Raw genomic sequence first — 15,885 nt, 5'->3', positions numbered from 1 at the left:
ATGACGGCCCACGCCGACCTTTCGCCGACCCTTCAACTCGCCATCGACCTGATCCGCCGTCCATCCGTGACGCCGGTCGACGCCGATTGCCAGAAGCAGATGATGCAGCGCCTGGGCGATGCCGGTTTCATGCTGGAACCGATGCGCATCGAAGATGTGGATAACTTCTGGGCGACCCATGGCAAACACGACGGCCCGGTGCTGTGCTTCGCCGGTCATACCGACGTGGTGCCGACCGGTCCGGTAACGGCCTGGCAGATCGAGCCGTTCAACGCGCTGATCGACGAACACGGCATGCTCTGCGGCCGTGGCGCGGCGGACATGAAAGGCAGCCTTGCGTCCATGACCGTGGCCGCCGAGCGCTTTGTCGCCGACTACCCGGATCACAAGGGCAAAGTCGCGTTCCTGATCACCAGCGACGAAGAAGGCCCGGCGCATCACGGCACTAAAGCGGTCGTCGAGCGCCTCGCAGCGCGCAAGGAGCGCCTGGACTGGTGCATCGTCGGCGAACCATCGAGCACCACGCTCGTGGGCGACGTGGTCAAGAACGGTCGTCGCGGCTCCCTCGGCGCCAAACTGACCGTGCACGGCGTGCAAGGTCACGTGGCCTATCCGCACCTCGCCAAGAACCCGATCCACCTCGCCGCCCCGGCGCTGGCCGAACTGGCCGCCGAGCATTGGGACCACGGAAATGATTTCTTCCCGCCGACCAGTTTCCAGATTTCCAACGTGAATTCCGGCACGGGCGCGACCAACGTGATCCCGGGTGACCTGGTGGCGGTGTTCAACTTCCGTTTCTCCACCGAATCCACCGTGGAAGGCCTGCAGAAACGCGTCGCCGATATTCTCGACAAGCATGGCCTGGACTGGCACATCGACTGGGCGCTGTCCGGCCTGCCGTTCCTCACCGAACCGGGCGCGTTGCTGGATGCCGTGGCGTCGAGCATCAAAGACATCACCGGTCGCGATACCAAGGCGTCCACCAGCGGTGGCACCTCCGACGGTCGCTTCATCGCCACCATGGGTACACAAGTGGTCGAACTGGGCCCGGTCAACGCGACGATCCACCAGGTCAACGAGCGCGTACTGGCCGCCGACCTCGATGTGCTGACCGAAATTTACTACCAGACCCTGATCAAGTTGCTCGCCTGATGCTCGCCTGCCCGATCTGCAGCGAACCGCTGAACGCGGTGGACAACGGCGTGGCCTGCCCCGCCGGGCATCGCTTCGACCGTGCGCGCCAGGGTTACCTGAATCTGTTGCCGGTGCAGCACAAAAACAGCCGCGACCCTGGGGATAACCTGGCGATGGTCGAAGCCCGTCGCGACTTCCTGAACGCCGGCCATTACGCGCCGGTCGCCAGGCGCCTCGCTGAACTGGCGGCTGAATATGCGCCGCAGCGCTGGCTCGACATCGGTTGTGGCGAGGGTTACTACACCGCGCAAATCGCCGAGGCCTTGCCCAACGCTGACGGTTACGCGCTGGACATCTCCCGGGAAGCGGTCAAACGCGCCTGTAAACGCAACCCGCAACTGACCTGGTTGATCGCCAGCATGGCGCGGGTGCCGTTGGCGTCTGGCAGTTGTCAGTTTCTCGCCAGCGTGTTCAGCCCGCTGGACTGGGAAGAAGCCAAGCGCTTGCTCAGCCCCGGCGGCGGCTTGATGAAAGTCGGGCCGACCAGCGGCCATCTGATGGAATTGCGCGAACGGCTGTACGATGAAGTGCGTGAGTACACCGACGACAAGCATCTGGCCTTGGTCCCGGAAGGCATGGCTTTGCAGCACAGCGAAAACCTGGAATTCAAACTGACGCTCGCAAGTGGTCAGGATCGCGCCAACCTGTTGGCCATGACGCCCCACGGCTGGCGCGCCAGCGCCGAACGCCGGGCGGCGGTCATCGACCAGGTCGAGCCGTTCGAGGTCACCGTGTCGATGCGTTACGATTACTTCGTACTTCAATAATTTTTTGGTCTTGAGCAACGGCTTGAGGCCGGCTAAATCCGCGAATGGATTTTTCAGACCCGCAGTGAGGACATCCATGCGCCAACCCGATATCGAGATTTACCTGAAAGACGCCGACGTCGACTACAAGGCCATCGCCACCTGGCTCGGCGAAGCGTTGGGCCCGTGCACCGACTGGGTTCAGAAAGGCCAGACCTACAAGTGCAAGGCTGGCAACGTGCCGGTCACCTGGTTGCCGAAAGCCGTAGGAAAATGGAACAGCCTGTACCTGGAAAGCGACCAGACCCCGTGGGAAGACGACATCGCCTGCGCCCGCGCCGCGTTTGCCGCGCTGAACGTTGAAGTGCGTTGCGCACCGGGCAGCTGGGTCGAGGAAGAAGGTGAAGAGACAGCGGATCGCTGGATGCGCATCAGCGCCGATGGTGAAGAAGAGATCACCTGGAAAACGGTTTAACAACAGTACGCAATCGAATGTGGGAGCGGGCTTGCTCGCGAATACGGTGTGTCAGTCAATATAAACTTGGACTGACGCACCGTATTCGCGAGCAAGCCCGCTCCCACATTTGGTTTTGCGTAATCTGAAGGGTGGATTTACAGCCCCACCACATCCTCAGCCTGCAACCCCTTCTCGCCCGTCACCACCGCATACTCGACCTGCTGACCTTCGGTCAGCGACCGGTGGCCTTCACCGCGAATCGCGCGGTAGTGCACGAACACATCTACCCCGTCCGCACGCTGAATAAAACCGTAGCCCTTGGCGTCGTTGAACCACTTCACGTTGCCGGTTTCACGTGTTGCCATCTGTTCATACTCCTTTTTTATTATTGATCGGGCTTTTCGCAGGAAAGCCTCGGGAACATTGCTTGCACTGAGAGGTGCCACTATCTGGCCAGTGCGGGCTCGCCGAGTATATGACAGACGTGAAAACTCTCAACTCAACTTTACTTAGCCGCTTTTTTGCCGATTTTCGACGAATCCGGCACACTGGGGGGTGTTCTCAATTAGTTTCCGCCCCGCGCCGGGTCTGCTGTTGCGCAGGGCAAGGCGCGAGAAGCGTGGTTTGGTCATTCCAAATAAGCTTCGAGCAACGCAGCCCTGCACAACAGCAGGCCCGGCCCTTCGGGTTGTGCCTAAAAGCGGGCCAGGCTGCGTTGCAGGCCTTGGAAAGGGAACAACCATTCCCAGCGGCCTGCGCCTTGCCTGGCCCGCTTTTAGGCGACAACGCGGTGTGGAAACTAATTGAGAACACCCCCCACGCCCGCCCGAGCAAACGCTCGGTTTTATTCACTCATGCAGATGCCGTATGACCCGTTCCCCGTTCCGCCGTCTTGTGTTTGGCACCCTGCGCCGACTGCTCTATCTCTGGGTTCGCTCCGAGACGATCAACCAGTCGTCGTTCACCCTCAACCTCGACCGCAGTCGTCCGGTGTTCTACGTCCTGCAAAACCCTTCGCTGACCGACCTCGCCGTGGTCGACACCGAGTGCAGCAAGGCCGGCCTGCCCCGCCCGGTGCTGCCCGTGTCGGTGGGTAATCTGCTGGAACCCGCCGCGTTCTTTTACCTGACGCCGGAGCCTGACTGGCTCGGTCGCCAGGACAAGCGCGGTGCGCCGCCGACCCTGACCCGCCTGGTCAGCGCCCTGAGCCAAAATGCCGCCGAAGACGCGCAGATCATTCCGGTCAGTGTGTTCTGGGGCCAGTCGCCAGACAGCGAATCGAGCCCGTGGAAACTCCTCTTCGCCGACAGCTGGGCGGTCACCGGACGGCTGCGCCGCTTGCTCAGCATCATCGTGCTCGGGCGCAAGACCCGCGTGCAGTTCTCCGCGCCGATCCACCTGCGCGAATTGATCGACCACAACAAGGGTCACGAGCGCACCGTGCGCATGGCCCAACGGATTCTGCGGGTGCACTTCCGCAACCTCAAAGCCGCGGTGATCGGCCCGGACATTTCCCACCGCCGCAACCTGGTCAAAGGCCTGCTCAATCAACCGCTGGTCAAGCAAGCGATCCTCGACGAAGCCGAACGGGAAAACATCTCCCCGGAGAAAGCCAAGGCCCAGGCCTTGCGCTACGGCAACGAGATCGCCTCGGACTACACCTACACCGCCATCCGTTTTCTGGAAGTGGTGCTGAGCTGGTTCTGGAACAAGATCTACGACGGGATCAAGGTCAACCACATCGAAGGCGTGCAGAAAGTCGCCCAGGGTCACGAAGTGATCTACGTGCCGTGTCATCGCAGCCATATCGACTACTTGCTGCTGTCCTACTTGCTGTTCCGCAACGGCTTGACCCCACCGCACATCGCCGCCGGGATCAACCTGAACATGCCGGTGATCGGCAGCCTGCTGCGCCGTGGCGGCGCGTTCTTCATGCGCCGTACGTTCAAGGGCAATCCGCTGTACACCTCGGTGTTCAACGAATACCTGCACACCCTGTTCACCAAAGGTTTCCCGGTCGAGTATTTCGTCGAGGGCGGCCGCTCACGCACCGGGCGCATGCTGCAACCGAAAACCGGGATGCTGGCGATCACCCTGCGCAGCTTCCTGCGCTCCTCGCGCATGCCCATCGTGTTCATTCCGGTGTACATCGGTTATGAGCGCGTGCTGGAAGGCCGGACCTACCTTGGCGAACTGCGCGGTGCGAGCAAGAAGAAAGAATCGATCTTCGACATCTTCAAAGTCATCGGCGCCCTCAAGCAGCGTTTCGGCCAGGTGGCGGTGAACTTCGGTGAGCCGATCAAACTCGCGGAATTCCTCGACAGCGAGCAGCCGGACTGGCGCAAACAGGAGCTCGGTCCGCAGTTCAAACCGGCCTGGCTCAACGAAACCACCAACCGCCTCGGCGAGAAAGTCGCGCAGCATCTGAACGAAGCGGCGGCGATCAATCCGGTCAACCTGGTGGCGCTGGCGTTGCTGTCCACCAGCCGACTGGCCCTGGATGATCGTGCCATGGCACGGGTACTGGACTTGTACCTGGCACTGCTGCGCAAGGTTCCGTACTCGCCGCACACCACGCTGCCGGAAGGTGACGGGCGCGCGCTGATCGAGCATGTGAAGGACATGAATCTGCTGTCCGAACAAAGTGATGCGCTCGGCAAGATTCTGTACCTGGACGAGCAAAACGCCGTCCTGATGACCTACTACCGCAACAACGTGCTGCACATTTTCGCGCTGCCGGCGTTGCTCGCGAGTTTCTTCCAGAGCGCCTCGCGCATGAGCCGCGAACAGATCCTGCGCTACACCCGCGCACTGTATCCGTACCTGCAATCGGAGCTGTTCATCCGTTGGTCGCTGGACGAACTGGATGCCGTGATCGACCAATGGCTCGACGCATTCGTCGAGCAGGGTCTGTTGCGTTTCGAGAATGATGTCTACCTGCGTCCGGCGCCGAGTTCGCGACATTTCGTGTTGCTGACCCTGCTGTCGAAGAGCATCGCCCAGACCCTGCAACGCTTCTACATGACCGTTTCCCTGCTGCTCAACAGCGGCCAGAACAGCGTCAGCGCCGAAGAACTGGAAGACCTCTGCACCGTCATGGCCCAGCGCCTGTCGATCCTCCATGGCCTCAACGCCCCGGAGTTTTTCGACAAGAGCCTGTTCCGGCACTTCATCCAGACGATGCTGGACCTCGATGTGCTCAAGCGTGACGAAGCGGGCAAGCTGAGCTACCACGAGTTGCTCGGTGAACTGGCTGAAGGCGCGGCGAAGCGGGTGTTGCCGGCGGAGATTCGTTTGTCGATCCGTCAGGTGGCGTTGCATCGCAGTGAAGACGCGGCGGATCTGGCCACCACACAGCCCGAGGCCTGATGCAAAACAACTGTGGGAGCGGGCTTGCTCGCGAAGGCGGTTTAACATTCAACACCTGTGTTGTCTGACACACCGCCTTCGCGAGCAAGCCCGCTCCCACATTCGGAGATATCCAATGAAAAAACTCTCTCTATTGGCCATGACCGCTTTGCTCGGAGCCTGTCAGTCGATGCAACCTGCCGCCAAAACCAGCCTCGATGGCGAAGTCTTCTACCTGCAACGCATCGCCCTGCCCCCGACCGCCACCCTGAGCGTCAGCTTGCAGGACGTGTCTCTGGCCGACGCCCCCGCCATTGTGCTCGACGAACAGAAAGGCCCCGTCAAAGGCCAGGTGCCACTGCCATTCCATCTGAGTTACGATCCGGCACAGGTCAAACCCGGCCATCGTTACTCAGTCAGCGCGCGTATCGAAGTGAATGGCCAACTGATGTTCATCACTACCGAACACCACGCCGTGCAACTCGATGGCAGCGATCCGCAGCCACTGAAAATCCGTGTAGACGCCGCCCGTTGATTTTATTTTTTGAACATTTTTTATGAACAAGGAAGCCGCCATGTTCCGCCCTACCCTTCGCTTCGCCGGCCTGTGTGCAGGCTTGATGATTTCCGCCAGCGCGATGGCATTGTCGCTCAGTGACCTGTCGCAAAAAGACGCCACCGGCGGCCTCAAGGATGCCCTGACCCAAGGCGCGCAACTGGCCGTGAAACAACTCGGGACACCGGGCGGGTTCAGCAACAACCCGGACGTGAAGATCGAACTTCCGGGCAAGCTGGGCAAGGTCGCCAGCAAGATGAAGCAGTTCGGCATGGGCGACCAGGTCGATCAACTGGAAACCAGCATGAACAAAGCGGCGGAAACCGCCGTGACCCAGGCCCAACCGATCCTCGTGGACGCGGTGAAAAAAATGTCCGTTGAAGACGCCAAGGGCATCCTCAGCGGCGGCAATGATTCTGCGACCCAATACCTGAACAAAACCAGCCGCGAACAGATCCGCGCCAAGTTCCTGCCAATCGTCAAGCAAGCCACCGACCAGGTGGGCCTGGCCAAGCAGTACAACTCGTTCGCCGGGCAAGCCGCGACCATGGGCGTGATCGATACAAAAAATGCCAACATCGAAAGCTACGTCACCGAACAGGCACTGAACGGCTTGTTCGAGATGATCGGCAAACAGGAAGAAACAATTCGCCAGAATCCTGCTGCGGCGGCGACCAGTCTGGCGAAAAAGGTGTTTGGTACGCTTTAAGCTTCAGCGCAAAACCTGTGGGAGCGGGCTTGCTCGCGAAAGCGGTGTGTCAGTCGATATCAACCTTGACTGACACACCGTTTTCGCGAGCAAGCCCGCTCCCACAATGGATCACGTCGTTGATCCAGATCGCAGGAAAAAGACCCACTCACGTCCCATCTTGCGCTTCTCGAACACCTTCAACGTGACCAGCCCATTCAAAGTGGCCGACGCGGTGTTGTAAGAGCAATCCAGATTTTCCTTCACATTGACCGCCGTGAATTCCTTGGCCATTCCGCTCTTGGCCACCTGGAATACCGCCCTTTGCTTCTCGGTCAATCGCTCAAAAAAACCGGACTCCAGCAACCAGCGATCAAAGCTGTCGGCGTACGCCAGACTTTTCCGATAAGCCTCGGTAAAACCGCTAACAGCCCGCAGGATGACCGCACACTGAAAGTCGATGAAATACGTCAGATCGAGGTCATCCGTTTCTGTGTTCAAGTAAGACCGCCCGTATTTCACCGGCGCGTTGCGTAACAGAATGCTGATCGCAATGTAGCGAAACGCCGAGAAGTCATTCTTGAACATGAACCAGTAGAACAGCGCCCGCGCGACCCGGCCATTGCCATCGCGAAAGGGGTGCTCGTAGCCCAGCGCAAAATGCAGGGCGATGCCTTTGATCAGAGGATGAAGGTACTCCGGTTGTTCGGGATCGTTGTGAGGCTGGTTGATCCTCGTCGACAACACTCGCAACCGTGACACCAGCCCTGCTGCGGGCGGCGGCGTGTGCACGGTGTTGCCCTCGCCGTCCTGCACCACCACGTCATCGTTGTCCCTGAACTGCCCCGGCGAATATTGCGCATCATCGATGCCTTCGACGCCCACCCGGTGCATGGCTGAAATCAGGTCGACGCTCAGGGGTTCATAACGCTTTTCCCAGGCGAAGTTCATCATTTTGTAATTGCCAATCACCATTCGCTCGTCCGGCGTGCGCGGCAGGCGTTTGCGCTTGAGCATGTCCTTGGCCACCCGCGTAGTCGTCGCCGCGCCTTCGAGTTGACTGCTGCTGATCGCTTCGTCTTCGATCAGATCGTTGAGCAGATAACTGAAGTGCGCATGCTCGCCGATCTGGCTGGTCATGAACTCCAGCGCGGCCGTCGTCGCTTGTCGATCGACGGCGGAGATGGCTTTCTGCGCTAGCGGTGTAAGCACAAAGTTGCCCCACTGAAGTGGCTCGCCCAAAGGCAAAAGGCTTGAGTACTGCGCAGTTCGGGCTTTCTTTACCAGCGCCCAGCACAGGCTCGAATCCAGCCCCGGTGCCCAGCGGTGGCGCAACTCGTTGAACGGTCGATAGCGCCCTTGATCATCCAGCGGCTTAAGGAGGGCGAGGTAATCCGACAGGCGCTCTTTGTGGGGAGACTTCCCCAACAGGTCGAACACCGGATCGGTCCGACCCTTCAGCCTCGGTGGCTTTTTCATTTTGCTGTCTCAAAACCTCATGAAACCGAGGCTTGAGTACAGCATTCAGGTCCCTCTGACTCAATATCAGAGGTTTCTGAAATAGATGTAGGAGCGAGGCTTGCCCGCGAAAGCATCACCTCGCTTTGACTGATCGACCGAGGTGATGCTTTCGCGGGCAAGCCTCGCTCCTACATGGGTCAGGTCGTTTCGTTTTTTATGCGGAACCACGCCGCATACAACGCCGGCAAAAACAGCAGCGTCAACGCCGTCGCCACGATCAACCCACCCATGATTGCCACCGCCATCGGCCCGAAAAACACGCTGCGTGACAGCGGGATCATCGCTAATACGGCGGCGAGCGCGGTCAGCACGATCGGCCGGAAACGACGCACCGTGGCCTCGATGATCGCCTGCCAGGGTTTGAGCCCGGCGGCGATGTCCTGCTCGATCTGGTCCACCAGAATCACCGAGTTACGCATGATCATCCCGGACAGCGCGATGGTCCCGAGCATGGCCACAAAACCAAACGGCTGGCGGAACACCATCAGGAACAGGGTCACGCCGATCAATCCCAATGGCGCTGTCAGAAACACCATCACCGTGCGTGAGAAACTGCGCAGTTGCAGCATCAGCAACGTCAGCACCACCACGATGAACAGCGGCACGCCGGCCTTCACCGAGTTCTGCCCACGGGCCGAGTCCTCCACGGTGCCGCCGACTTCCAGCAAGTAGCCATCAGGCAGTTCGGCGCGAATCGGATCGAGCGTCGGCATGATCTGCTGCACCAGCGTCGCCGGTTGTTCCTTGCCGTAGATGTCAGCGCGAATCGTCACATTCGGCAAGCGGTTGCGGTGCCAGATGATGCCTTCTTCAAAGCCGTATTCCAGCGTCGCGATTTGCGACAGCGCCACGCTGCGACCGTTGTCGGTCGGCACCGCCAGGCTTGGCAGCAACGACAGTTCGGTGCGCTCATGCAACGTGCCGCGCAGGAGGATTTCGATCAACTCGTTGTCTTCGCGATACTGGCTGACACTCGAACCGGTCAGCGAGCTCTGCAGGAACTTCGATAGATTCGCCGTGCTCACGCCCAAGGCTCGCGCGCGATCCTGATCGACGTTCAGATAAACGACTTTGCTCGGTTCTTCCCAGTCCAGATGGACGTTGACCACGTGGGGATTTTCGCGAACCTTGGCCGCCACTTTGCGGGCCAGGGCACGGACTTCCTCGATGTGCTCGCCGGTGACCCGGAACTGCACCGGGTAGCCGACCGGCGGGCCATTTTCCAGACGCGTCACCCGCGAACGCAGGGCTGGAAACTGTTCGTTGAGCGTTTCGATCAGCCAGGTCCGCAGGGTCTCGCGGTCCTCGATGGTCTTGGCCAGGACGACAAACTGGGCGAAGCTCGCCGCCGGCAATTGCTGATCCAGCGGCAGGTAGAAGCGCGGTGAACCGGTGCCGACGTACGCTACGTAATTGTCGATGCCGGCGTGATCCTTCAGCAAACCTTCAAGTCGTTTAACCTCGTCGGCCGTGTTGCTCAGCGAAGCGCCTTCGGCGAGTTTCAGATCGACCATCAATTCCAGCCGCCCCGAGGCCGGGAAGAATTGTTGCGGCACAAAACGGAACAACACGATGGAGGCAATGAACAACACCACCGTCAGCGCGATCACCGTCTTGCGCCACCGCACGCACCATTCCACCAGACGTCTGACACGCTCATAGAACGGTGTGGCGTAAGGATCCGGTTGGCCGGTGCCGTGTTTCGCCGCATGAATCTTCGCCAGATCCGGTAGGAGTTTTTCCCCCAGATACGGCACGAAAACCACGGCGGCAATCCAGGATGCCAACAACGCGATGGTCACCACCTGAAAGATCGAACGCGTGTATTCGCCGGTGCCCGATTGCGCGGTGGCAATAGGCAGGAAACCCGCGGCCGTGATCAGCGTGCCGGTGAGCATCGGGAACGCGGTGCTGGTCCAGGCGTAACTGGCCGCCTTGATCCGGTCGAAGCCCTGCTCCATTTTGATCGCCATCATTTCCACGGCGATGATCGCGTCGTCCACCAGCAAGCCCAGCGCCAGCACCAGCGCACCGAGGGAAATCTTGTGCAGGCCGATGCCGAGGTAATACATGCAGGCGAAGGTCATCGCCAGCACCAGCGGAATCGCCAGCGCCACCACCATGCCGGTGCGCACACCGAGGGAAAAGAAGCTCACCAACAGAACGATGGCCAAGGCTTCCACCAGCACTTGTACAAACTCACCGACTCCGGTTTTCACCGCAGCGGGTTGATCGGACACCTTGCGCAGCTGCATGCCCGCCGGGAGATTTTTCTGGATTCGGGCGAACTCGACTTCCAGCGCCTTGCCCAGCACCAGAATGTCGCCACCGTCCTTCATCGCCACGGCCAGGCCGATGGCGTCTTCCGCCATGAAGCGCATGCGTGGCGCCGGTGGATCGTTGAAACCGCGACGAACGTTCGCGACATCGGAGATGCGGAACGTACGATCACCGACACGGATAGGGAAGTTCTTGATCTCTTCGACCGTCTGAAAATTCCCCGAAACCCGTAGTTGCAATCGCTCGCTGGTGGTTTCGAAGAAGCCAGCCGTGGACATCGCGTTCTGCTCTTCAAGCGCCTGCTGCACCGCGGCCAACGGCAAGCCGAGGGTGGCGAGCTTGACGTTGGAGAGTTCGATCCAGATCTTCTCGTCCTGCAACCCGAGCAAGTCGACCTTGCCCACATCCTTGACCCGTTGCAGCTGAATCTGGATACGGTCGGCGTAGTCCTTGAGCACTGCGTAATCAAAACCGTCGCCGGTCAGCGCATAGATATTGCCGAACGTGGTGCCGAATTCGTCGTTGAAAAAAGGCCCCTGAATACCCGGTGGCAAGGTATGACGAATGTCGCTGATCTTCTTGCGCACCTGATACCAGAGATCCGGAATCTCCACCGAGTGCATGGAGTCACGCGCGACGAACGTCACCTGGGACTCACCCGGTCGGGAGAACGAGACAATGCGCTCGTACTCGCCGGTTTCCATCAGTTTCTTTTCAATACGTTCGCTGACCTGGCGCGACACTTCCTCGGCGGTCGCCCCCGGCCAGTTGGTGCGGATCACCATGGCCTTGAAGGTGAACGGCGGGTCTTCGCTCTGGCCGAGCTTTGTGTAGGAAAGCGCGCCGACAATCGCCAGCAACAGCATCAGGAACAGTACGATCTGGCGATTACGCAGCGCCCATTCGGAAAGATTGAAACCCATCGGGGATTACTCCTTGTCCGCCAGATTGACCACGCGGTTGGAGCGATCCACCGGGCGCACTTGCTGTCCGTCATGCAGCACATGGACACCCGCGGCTACCACCCAGTCGCTGGCGTTCAGGCCTTCGAGCACCGGCACGGTTTTCTCGCCGAATGCACCGACCCGGACCGGGGCTTTTTTCAGGGTGTTGTTGGCGCCAAGGACCCACACGTAGGTGGCGCCGTTTTCGGCGGTAAGGGCCGACAGCGGCACCGACAGCGACACAACATCGGCGGTCTGGATGAATACCCGGGCGCTCTGGCCGAGTTCGGCCGGGACTTTGCCGGCCGTGAACGCAATGCGGGCGGCGAAGGTGCGGGACTTGGGATCGGCGGCGGGTGACAGCTCACGGATGCGCCCGGCGAACTTTTGATCGGGTTGCGTCCAGAGCTCCACCGACACCGGCTGACCGACCTTGAAACGACCGAAGCTCTGCTCCGGCAGGCTGATCAACACTTCGCGCTCGCCATCGGTGGCGAGGGTGAATACGGTTTGACCGGCGGCGACGACTTGCCCGACTTCCACCGCCCGCTTGGCCACGACACCGTCCTGAGGCGCACGCAGCACCGCGTAGCTGGCCTGGTTGGTAGAGACGTTGAATTCGGCCTTGATCTGCTTCAGGCGCGCTTCACCGGATCTGTAGAGGTTTTCGGAATTGTCGTACTGGGAACGGCTGACCATCTGACGGTCCATCAGGGTCTTGTAGCGATCGCGCTCGGCGCGTACGAGATTGAGATTGGCTTCGGCAGCCGCTACCTGGGCGCGGGTGGCTTCCAGTTGCAGGCGCACGTCCTGGGGATCGAGTTCCGCCAAAGGCTGGTCGGCCTTGACCCGCTGCCCTTCTTCGACCAGTCGTCGGCTGACTTTGCCACCAATGCGAAAGGCCAGGTCCGGCTCGTAGCGAGCACGGACTTCACCGGGGTAGCTTTCCATCGCCTGAGCCGAAGGCTCTGGCTGCACGACCATGGCCGGGCGAACAGTGACTTGCGGCGCCTCTTCGTGACCACACGCAGACAATAAAAACGCCAGACTGACTGGCAATGCGAGGGGCAAGGCATAGCGGAACATGGTGAAGGACCTTTCGCTAATGGTGCTTGGAATAATTATACTGACCAGTATGTTATTAATAGCAAACTCACCAGTCCAGTATTAAAAGCGAATATGCCGAACAATCTTTCAGCACCCAATGGTCCAGGTCGCCCCAAAGATCTGGCCAAGCGCCAGGCCATCCTCGACGCGGCGAAAATCCTGTTTCTGAGCAATGGTTATGCGAGCACCAGCATGGACGCCGTTGCGGCGGAAGCTGGCGTGTCGAAGCTGACCGTCTACAGCCATTTCAACGACAAGGAGACCCTGTTCTCCGCCGCCGTGGTGGCCAAGTGCGAAGAGCAATTGCCTACGCTGTTTTTCGAATTGCCCGACGGCATCTCAGTGGAAACGGTGCTGTTGAACATCGCGCGTGGCTTTCATCACCTGATCAACAGCGATGAATCGGTGAACCTGCACCGGTTGATGATGACACTGGGGAGCCAGGACCCGAAGCTCTCGCAAATCTTCTTCGAGGCCGGACCGGAGCGCATGCTGCATGGCATGGAGCGGTTGCTGAACAAGGTGGATCAGAGCGGCGCGTTGAGCATCGACAAGCCCCGTAACGCGGCGGAGCACTTCTTTTGCCTGCTCAAGGGCGCGGGGAATTTTCGCTTGCTGTATGGCTGTGGTGAGCCGTTGACCGGGGATGCGGCCGAGGAACATGTGCGGGAAGTGGTGGGGTTGTTTATGCGGGCTTATCGGCCAGAGACAGTCTGATAATTATTGGTTGTCCGGTCTGGCCCCTTCGCGAGCAAGCCCGCTCCCACATTGGATCTGCGTCGTATGGAGATCAAATGTGGGAGCGGGCTTGCTCGCGAAGCAGGCGACGCGGTCTTAAGGCTTCAGCGCCTTCTTCGGATAAATATCATACCGACTGGATTTCCCGTCCAGCGCATGGCTCGGCTTCGGCCCCGCAATGCACGGCGCCTTGCGCGGACGCTTCACCACCACTCGATGGCTGGCCAAGGCCAGCGCGGCCTCCAGCAACGCGGGTGCATCCGGGTCATCCCCCACCAACGGCCGGAACAGGCGCATTTCCTTCTTCACCAGCGCGGTTTTCTCACGGTGGGGAAACATCGGATCGAGGTAGATCACCTGCGGCGGCTCGCCCTCCCAGTTGCGCATGACCTCGATCGAGTTGCCCTTGAGCAAACGCATGCGCGCCACAATCGACGCCACGTCGAAATCTTCCGCGCCGCGGGCCAAACCATCCTCAAGCAACGCGCCGATCAACGGCTGGCGTTCGATCAGGCTCATCTCGCAGCCCAGGCTCGCCAGCACGAACGCATCTTTGCCCAGCCCCGCCGTGGCATCCAGCACCCGCGGGCGCACGCCCTGCGCAATGCCAACAGCCTTGGCGATCATCTGACCGGTGCCACCGCCGAACAACCGGCGATGAGCCGCGCCACCCTCGACGAAGTCTACCCGCACCGGCCCCGGCGCGTCCGGCCCCAGCTGCTGCAACTGCAAACCCTGCTCGCCCACCTGCAAGGCAAACTCGCCATCAGTGACCTGCAAAGGCAGGCCCAGGCGTTCAGCCCATTGCTCGGCCTGTGGCTGAAAAGCCGTGCCCAGGGCCTCGACATGGATGCGGCAAGCCGCCGGTTGCTCAATCATGGGAAAACACGCTCAAAAAATTAATGATCGGCAAAAACGGCCGATAACAAAACTAACGAGCATTTTGCCAGAGCTGAGCGTCGACCGAGAAAAATGTCAGCCATTCAACCCACATCGATAGGTTACATCTCGCCCCACGGCGATTTTGGCCTGCGAAACTCCCAAGCACTGAGCGGCGTCAGTCACCTGTGGCAGGATTTTTTTGCCCAGGCCCTGGCCGATCAGTCGGGCGATGTGGTGCCGGCTTCTCTCGATTTCCCAGCGGTCGATCTCGAGAGCCCGGTCGAACCTACGATTGGCAGTGAGCTACTGGCGCACATCGTTTCCCAGCGTGAATGCGACGTGAAGGAAACCGAGGTCAAGCCACCCGAGCCGCTTTTCCTGCCGATTGCCGAATTCGAAATGGAACTGGCCGACAAGCCGTTCCCACCGTTCCCGGCAGAAGAAATCGTCGCTCAGCAGAAACAGCAGGACTTCGAAAGCGGCTGGGTTCGCCCGATCGTGCTGACCAATGGCCAGGCGCTGCCTGTGCCAGGCGCTGCACCGCAACCGCGCCCACTGCACCTGCCGATCGCCGAATTCGAAATGGACCTGCTGGACAAGCCCTTCCCGCCGTTCCCGCCCGAAGAACTTGCCGAGCAACAGAAGAACTTTGATTTCGACATCGGCTGGGCGCGCCCGATCGTTCTGCAGAACCTGCGCATCGCCGCCTGACCTTCAATAGCAAGCCCTCAGCGACAGACCCACCACGGCCCGACATCCACGTGAAAATGATTGCGATGGGCGGCGTTGTAGTCCGGACTCAACACCACACTGAACACGTCGCAGGCGCCGTCGCGGACCTGGCGTAAAAACCGCGCGTCCTGATTATCCTTCGGCCAATCCTTGAGCACACTGATGGAACGCCCGTCCGCCAGGCGGAAACCGGCGATATCCAGCGCATCGGCCGTGGCATGCTGGCTGCGCCTGCCATTCTCACGGCCGTAGACGTTGCGACAGGCAAAGCTGCCGAGATGGTCGACGCGGGTGACCGCTTGCCCATAGACCGCCTGCGCCGCCGGCTGCAACGCGTGATGCTCGAACAGGGCAAACGACACCGCCAGGCGGCAACTGGCGAGGAAGCTGCTGCTCAATGCGACGTCGCCGCCCTGCACGCGCAAGGTGTCGTTCAACGGACACTTTGCGTCAGGACTGTCGGCTTGAGGGGCGACGCGTAATCCGGAACTGCTCAGGGCTTGCTCGCACAGTTGCGGATCATCGCGCAGCCGCATCAGTTTGTAGCGGGTCAACAGGTTCGGTTCGGCCTTCACGTCCAGCGGCGCCCACGGGTTCCACTGCGGCGGCAGCGAAATCCAGCCACGCCAGACGCTCACGCCCGCCACGCCGACCATCAGCACCAACACCAGCATTACCCGCAAAAACCGCAT

14 protein-coding genes are annotated in these 15,885 nt (G+C 60.3%); 8 read left to right on the top strand and 6 right to left on the bottom strand.

Annotation, left to right across the window (positions count from 1 at the left end; translation table 11 throughout):
- The 3 genes from dapE (at window position 1) to J2Y86_RS23735 (ending at window position 2,415) form a co-directional block, all read left to right on the top strand.
- The gene (gene dapE / locus J2Y86_RS23745; RefSeq protein ID WP_253437171.1) at window positions 1–1,152 is read left to right on the top strand and encodes a succinyl-diaminopimelate desuccinylase; all 1,152 of its coding nucleotides are present in this window, start codon (window positions 1–3) and stop codon (window positions 1,150–1,152) included.
- On the top strand, window positions 1,152–1,961 hold the full coding sequence (locus J2Y86_RS23740) for a putative RNA methyltransferase (RefSeq protein ID WP_253437166.1): 810 nt from the start codon (window positions 1,152–1,154) through the stop codon (window positions 1,959–1,961). The genes dapE and J2Y86_RS23740 overlap by 1 nt, the downstream gene beginning before the upstream one ends.
- A 76-nt stretch (window positions 1,962–2,037) precedes the next feature.
- Entirely contained in the window at window positions 2,038–2,415 is a 378-nt protein-coding gene (locus tag J2Y86_RS23735) for a hypothetical protein (RefSeq protein ID WP_253437162.1), read from the top strand.
- Window positions 2,416–2,552: 137 nt separating this feature from the next.
- Here the strand turns inward: J2Y86_RS23735 and J2Y86_RS23730 are convergent, their stop codons facing one another.
- Window positions 2,553–2,762, bottom strand: coding sequence for a cold-shock protein (locus J2Y86_RS23730; protein ID WP_017336686.1), 210 nt, complete (start codon window positions 2,760–2,762; stop codon window positions 2,553–2,555).
- A gap of 502 nt (window positions 2,763–3,264) precedes the next feature.
- On the opposite strand from J2Y86_RS23730, the gene plsB reads away from it, so the two are divergent.
- The 3 genes from plsB (at window position 3,265) to J2Y86_RS23715 (ending at window position 7,010) form a co-directional block, all read left to right on the top strand.
- Window positions 3,265–5,766: a glycerol-3-phosphate 1-O-acyltransferase PlsB gene (gene plsB, locus J2Y86_RS23725; RefSeq protein ID WP_253437159.1), complete on the top strand. Its 2,502-nt coding sequence runs from the start codon at window positions 3,265–3,267 to the stop codon at window positions 5,764–5,766.
- Between the two features lie 115 nt (window positions 5,767–5,881).
- Window positions 5,882–6,280 (top strand): YbaY family lipoprotein, encoded by a 399-nt coding sequence (locus J2Y86_RS23720; protein ID WP_253437156.1) that lies wholly within the window; start codon window positions 5,882–5,884, stop codon window positions 6,278–6,280.
- A gap of 40 nt (window positions 6,281–6,320) precedes the next feature.
- Window positions 6,321–7,010, top strand: a complete 690-nt coding sequence (locus J2Y86_RS23715; protein ID WP_017336683.1) for a DUF4197 domain-containing protein — start codon at window positions 6,321–6,323, stop codon at window positions 7,008–7,010.
- Between the two features lie 111 nt (window positions 7,011–7,121).
- Here J2Y86_RS23715 and J2Y86_RS23710 read toward each other — a convergent pair whose 3' ends face one another.
- The 3 genes from J2Y86_RS23710 to J2Y86_RS23700 form a co-directional block, all read right to left on the bottom strand.
- Entirely contained in the window at window positions 7,122–8,468 is a 1,347-nt protein-coding gene (locus tag J2Y86_RS23710) for a Fic family protein (protein ID WP_253437153.1), read from the bottom strand.
- A 179-nt stretch (window positions 8,469–8,647) separates the two neighbouring features.
- Window positions 8,648–11,713: an efflux RND transporter permease subunit gene (locus J2Y86_RS23705; RefSeq protein WP_253437150.1), complete on the bottom strand. Its 3,066-nt coding sequence runs from the start codon at window positions 11,711–11,713 to the stop codon at window positions 8,648–8,650.
- Window positions 11,714–11,719: 6 nt separating this feature from the next.
- A complete protein-coding gene (locus J2Y86_RS23700) occupies window positions 11,720–12,820 on the bottom strand; it encodes an efflux RND transporter periplasmic adaptor subunit (protein ID WP_253437147.1) in 1,101 nt (366 codons plus the stop codon).
- 93 nt (window positions 12,821–12,913) lie between these two features.
- On the opposite strand from J2Y86_RS23700, the gene J2Y86_RS23695 reads away from it, so the two are divergent.
- A complete protein-coding gene (locus J2Y86_RS23695) occupies window positions 12,914–13,558 on the top strand; it encodes a TetR/AcrR family transcriptional regulator (protein ID WP_253437144.1) in 645 nt (214 codons plus the stop codon).
- 117 nt (window positions 13,559–13,675) lie between these two features.
- On the opposite strand, the gene J2Y86_RS23690 is transcribed toward J2Y86_RS23695, so the two are convergent.
- Window positions 13,676–14,458 (bottom strand): class I SAM-dependent methyltransferase, encoded by a 783-nt coding sequence (locus J2Y86_RS23690; RefSeq protein WP_017336679.1) that lies wholly within the window; start codon window positions 14,456–14,458, stop codon window positions 13,676–13,678.
- Window positions 14,459–14,551: 93 nt separating this feature from the next.
- On the opposite strand from J2Y86_RS23690, the gene J2Y86_RS23685 reads away from it, so the two are divergent.
- Window positions 14,552–15,172: an energy transducer TonB gene (locus J2Y86_RS23685; RefSeq protein WP_253437141.1), complete on the top strand. Its 621-nt coding sequence runs from the start codon at window positions 14,552–14,554 to the stop codon at window positions 15,170–15,172.
- 17 nt (window positions 15,173–15,189) lie between these two features.
- On the opposite strand, the gene J2Y86_RS23680 is transcribed toward J2Y86_RS23685, so the two are convergent.
- Window positions 15,190–15,885, bottom strand: a complete 696-nt coding sequence (locus J2Y86_RS23680; RefSeq protein WP_253437138.1) for an extensin-like domain-containing protein — start codon at window positions 15,883–15,885, stop codon at window positions 15,190–15,192.

The organism is Pseudomonas migulae, from assembly GCF_024169315.1.
Lineage (GTDB): Bacteria > Pseudomonadota > Gammaproteobacteria > Pseudomonadales > Pseudomonadaceae > Aquipseudomonas > Aquipseudomonas migulae_B.
The sequence above is the reverse complement of the archived record's forward strand: the minus strand, read 5'-3'. Positions and strand labels throughout refer to the sequence as shown.

What these genes read in the sequence shown, in the direction of transcription:
- dapE (WP_253437171.1), top strand. Translation starts at nt 1, where the DNA reads ATGACGGCCCACGCCGACCTTTCGCCGACCCTTCAACTCGCCATCGAC.
- J2Y86_RS23740 (WP_253437166.1), top strand. Translation starts at nt 1,152, where the DNA reads ATGCTCGCCTGCCCGATCTGCAGCGAACCGCTGAACGCGGTGGACAAC.
- J2Y86_RS23735 (WP_253437162.1), top strand. Translation starts at nt 2,038, where the DNA reads ATGCGCCAACCCGATATCGAGATTTACCTGAAAGACGCCGACGTCGAC.
- J2Y86_RS23730 (WP_017336686.1), bottom strand. Translation starts at nt 2,762, where the DNA reads ATGGCAACACGTGAAACCGGCAACGTGAAGTGGTTCAACGACGCCAAG.
- plsB (WP_253437159.1), top strand. Translation starts at nt 3,265, where the DNA reads ATGACCCGTTCCCCGTTCCGCCGTCTTGTGTTTGGCACCCTGCGCCGA.
- J2Y86_RS23720 (WP_253437156.1), top strand. Translation starts at nt 5,882, where the DNA reads ATGAAAAAACTCTCTCTATTGGCCATGACCGCTTTGCTCGGAGCCTGT.
- J2Y86_RS23715 (WP_017336683.1), top strand. Translation starts at nt 6,321, where the DNA reads ATGTTCCGCCCTACCCTTCGCTTCGCCGGCCTGTGTGCAGGCTTGATG.
- J2Y86_RS23710 (WP_253437153.1), bottom strand. Translation starts at nt 8,468, where the DNA reads ATGAAAAAGCCACCGAGGCTGAAGGGTCGGACCGATCCGGTGTTCGAC.
- J2Y86_RS23705 (WP_253437150.1), bottom strand. Translation starts at nt 11,713, where the DNA reads ATGGGTTTCAATCTTTCCGAATGGGCGCTGCGTAATCGCCAGATCGTA.
- J2Y86_RS23700 (WP_253437147.1), bottom strand. Translation starts at nt 12,820, where the DNA reads ATGTTCCGCTATGCCTTGCCCCTCGCATTGCCAGTCAGTCTGGCGTTT.
- J2Y86_RS23695 (WP_253437144.1), top strand. Translation starts at nt 12,914, where the DNA reads ATGCCGAACAATCTTTCAGCACCCAATGGTCCAGGTCGCCCCAAAGAT.
- J2Y86_RS23690 (WP_017336679.1), bottom strand. Translation starts at nt 14,458, where the DNA reads ATGATTGAGCAACCGGCGGCTTGCCGCATCCATGTCGAGGCCCTGGGC.
- J2Y86_RS23685 (WP_253437141.1), top strand. Translation starts at nt 14,552, where the DNA reads ATGTCAGCCATTCAACCCACATCGATAGGTTACATCTCGCCCCACGGC.
- J2Y86_RS23680 (WP_253437138.1), bottom strand. Translation starts at nt 15,885, where the DNA reads ATGCGGTTTTTGCGGGTAATGCTGGTGTTGGTGCTGATGGTCGGCGTG.